The sequence below is a fragment of the Xanthovirga aplysinae genome, assembly GCF_009711365.1.
GTDB classification, from domain to species: domain Bacteria; phylum Bacteroidota; class Bacteroidia; order Cytophagales; family Cyclobacteriaceae; genus Xanthovirga; species Xanthovirga aplysinae.
This window is the reverse complement of record NZ_SMMB01000702.1, coordinates 1-3,398: the sequence shown is the minus strand read 5'-3', so window position 1 is coordinate 3,398 and position 3,398 is coordinate 1. Positions and strand designations below refer to the sequence as shown.

Genomic DNA, 3,398 nt, shown 5'->3' with positions numbered 1-3,398 from the left:
AAAAGCAAGCCATAAAAGCTAATGCAAAAAAGGCTAAAATGAACATGACGAATTTTCTTATAGAATCCGGATTAAATGATAGTGGGAATAATATTGTCGATATAAGGGAATTAAGTCAGGCCCGTCAACAAATGAGTAAGGAGCTTAGAAGGATTGGGGTGAATGTCAATCAGATTGCTGAGCGTATAAATGCTACAGCTAAGACGCAGGGTCCGGTTTACTTAAAGAAGAGTGATGTAGAAATTCTAAAGGAACTTCAAGAACAACTTTTATTTGTTCGTAACCATTTAAACAAAAGTAAGTATTGATTGCTAATCCAATAAAGGGCAGCCATTTTAAGGGCATTTTTGATTATCACGAGAAAAAGATAAATGAGGGTGTTGCTCATGAGATTGGGAGGACCATTGGTCTTGCTGGCATGGATAAGTCTGCCATTATTGGAGATTTTAATTCTTTGGTTTCTGACTACAAAAGTAACCAGGTAAAAGGCCGTAAACTTGAAAAGTTTACTTTTCATCCTAATATAGATTTTGCTAAGGAGGATCTATCAAAACTTACGGATGATTTGCTGAATGAAATTGCGGATCGTTATATGAAAATGATGGGCTACGGAAATTGTGAGTATGTGGTATATCGTCATATGGACAAAGACCACCCCCATATTCATATAGCCAGCTCAGTGGTGGATGTTGATGGGAAAAAGGTAGACGATAGTTTTGAAGTAGAGAAATCACTTCGTCTCTGCCGGATGTTTGAAAAGGAATATGGGATTACCATAGCAACGGATAGGAAAAGGGATCATAAGAAAGAAATAGATCGCCACGGTCCAGAGATTGATAAGATTAAGGAGGGGAACACTGAAGATCTTGAATTAAAATATGGCTATGGAGCTGAAATGCTTATTAATATAGCCATTGAAAATGCTCTTTGCTCTGCTTCTGTAGTTGATTTTGAAACGTTCACAAAGGTTCTTGAAAAGGAAGGGGTGAAGCCTGTTAAAATCGAAAAGGAGGGGAAGGTGATTGGTTTAAAGTACTCGGTGCTTGATCCTGTTGATTCAAAGCGAAGTATGTTCTCCATTAAGGCATCAGCTACAAAAAAGAGAGCAACTTTAAAAAATTTAGACAGTCATTTTGCTAAGAATATAGGTGACAATAAAGAATATGTTAGAAAGTCTATTAACAAGGCTTTTGCGCGAGGAGTAAAGGATCTTATAGCCTTAAAACAGCAGTTACACCTGGATAACGTGGAGCTTAAACCAGTCGAAAATTCAGGAGGAATTTATGGAGTGAGTTTTGGTTTTAATGGACAAACTTTCAAAGGGAGCGATTTAGGAAAGGAATATTCATTCCGAAACTTAAGCTCTAGATTTTCGGGTGTTGGAAATAGCGGTGATTCTATTTCCAAAAAGGACACTCCAGAAGAAAAGAGGAAACAAAAAGTTTCCCGTGGCCAAGTTTCCTCCAAACTATTTATCAGAGGTGCTATTGATGAAGCTATTCAAAAGGCCTCCAATGTTTCTGAATTGGAGCAGATATTAGTACTTAAAGGCATAAATGTTGTTAAGGCTGAAAATTCAGGTGGGGTTTATGGGCTAAGCTTCCAATTAAAGAATGGAAAAATTTATAAAGGCTCGGAGCTAGGAAAGCAGTATAGTATAAAGGCCATTGAGAAACGATTTAATAGATCTAATAAAGATCTCTTGTTGGATGCTATTAAAGCTTTTGATAGGAGGGGGGATATAAATACCCTTCTTATACAATTATCCCGTAAAGGGTTTGAGTATAATTTGACTAATGGATCTTTCTATCACTATAATTTTCCTGATGATGCTATTCCATTAAAAGAAGTTATGGGTGAAGGTGGGTTGAAAGAATTCACCATCAGTAATTTTATTGGCATATCTAATTTAGATAGGAAGGTCTTGGGGGCTTTACAATCTCAACAAAGGGTTGCTCCATCTTGTACTAAGCTTGAAAGTTTTTTGATTGCTGCTTTATATTCTGGCGATGTTGTAAAGGCTTCTAAGATGATTAATAGGGGAGCTGCAATAAGAGTGCATGAAAGGGAGGTTCATTTATTAGATAAAGAAACTTTAGATATTACCACAACTGGTCGTTTCAAGTATTTGGTTGAAACAATAGATAAAAAAGGAAGCATGGAGGGCAAGATAACTGAGCTCTATTTATCGGGAGTTAAGTTTAATGGTCCTTCTTTGAGCGTTGATAATCTTCCTTTATCTATTTCCAATTGTGATGAAGCAAATCGGTTAATACAAATTGCGAAAACAAAAGGTGACTTCATCTCCCGTTTAAATATTTTAAATCTGGATGAAGAAGAAAGTAAATTAATGCGGGCTGTCTTTGCATTTAATCATAGTCAATCGACGGGGAAGGATAGGTTAGGGGCCAAAATTACTATCGCAAACTTGATTGCAAAGGGTGTGTCCTTGAAGTTTGAAGAAGAGGTTCTTAATGGACTAAACTCAGATACCAAAGCTCTTTTAGATTCTTTAAAACCATTAATAAAAACTGTTGCTTCTTCTGAATCATTAAGTAAAGGTCAATCTCAACCATCCTTACCAGGTATATTACCTGGAATGTTTGGCGGTCCTGCAGGCAAGAAGAAAAAGAAAGAAGAGGAAGAAGAGAATAGAGGGCATGGGTTAGGTAGATAATGAGAAAAAAAGAAAAGCATTAGTGAAAAGAAAATATAGTAATCAAAAATTGATAGAAAATGGAGAACCCAACATTAATTACGATCAATGACTACCATGATGTTGTAGGGCATCATTGGATTGGAACCAGTGAGGGTACCACCTTTTTAGATTCCCTTATTAAAAACCATCCTTTAGCAGTTGTGGAAATTCTAGAAGAAGGGGGGTGGGATGCTTTAGTTTCCATGGTTTTGAAAGGGGAGAAAGCGTATCATAATGTTTTAAAGGAAGATCCTACTGATTTGGATACAGCAAGGGAATTATTGTATGGAGAATATGCTGAAGATAGTGAGCTGGATAGGGAAATAGAAAAATGGGAGGAAGAACTATTCACATTAAGGAAAAAGCGTACGCACTTCCATGAACTGGACGAACTACTTACCCCTCAGGAAATGGCTGAGCTTTCTTCCGAACAACAATGGGGCATTAGAAATGAAAGAGAGAAAAAAATAGAGGTGGAGTTGGATGAAAAAATTGTGCTTGCCGAAATGAACTTGGAGAATTATAAACAGGAGAAAGAAGAATCTTATCCTATCAAGTTAGATTTCTTTCCAAACGCCAGCGAGAGACTTACGAGCATACCTGCTGATATGATCTCTTTTGACACATTTTAATTTTTTAATAGAACTTTTTAACTGTGGAAAGCATGAAGGGCAGGGATTTTTTATTCTCAATATTTTTT

3 protein-coding genes are annotated in these 3,398 nt (G+C 36.6%); all 3 read left to right on the top strand.

Annotation, left to right across the window (positions count from 1 at the left end; genetic code table 11):
- Positions 1-308: plasmid mobilization protein (locus E1171_RS04385; protein WP_155204478.1), on the top strand; the 308-nt coding region annotated here is incomplete at its 5' end.
- Positions 305-2,677 (top strand): relaxase/mobilization nuclease domain-containing protein, encoded by a 2,373-nt coding sequence (locus E1171_RS04380; protein WP_155204476.1) that lies wholly within the window; start codon positions 305-307, stop codon positions 2,675-2,677. The genes E1171_RS04385 and E1171_RS04380, both read left to right, overlap by 4 nt.
- 59 nt (positions 2,678-2,736) lie before the next feature.
- Entirely contained in the window at positions 2,737-3,330 is a 594-nt protein-coding gene (locus E1171_RS04375; protein WP_155204474.1) for a hypothetical protein, read from the top strand.
- Positions 3,331-3,398 lie beyond the last annotated feature (68 nt).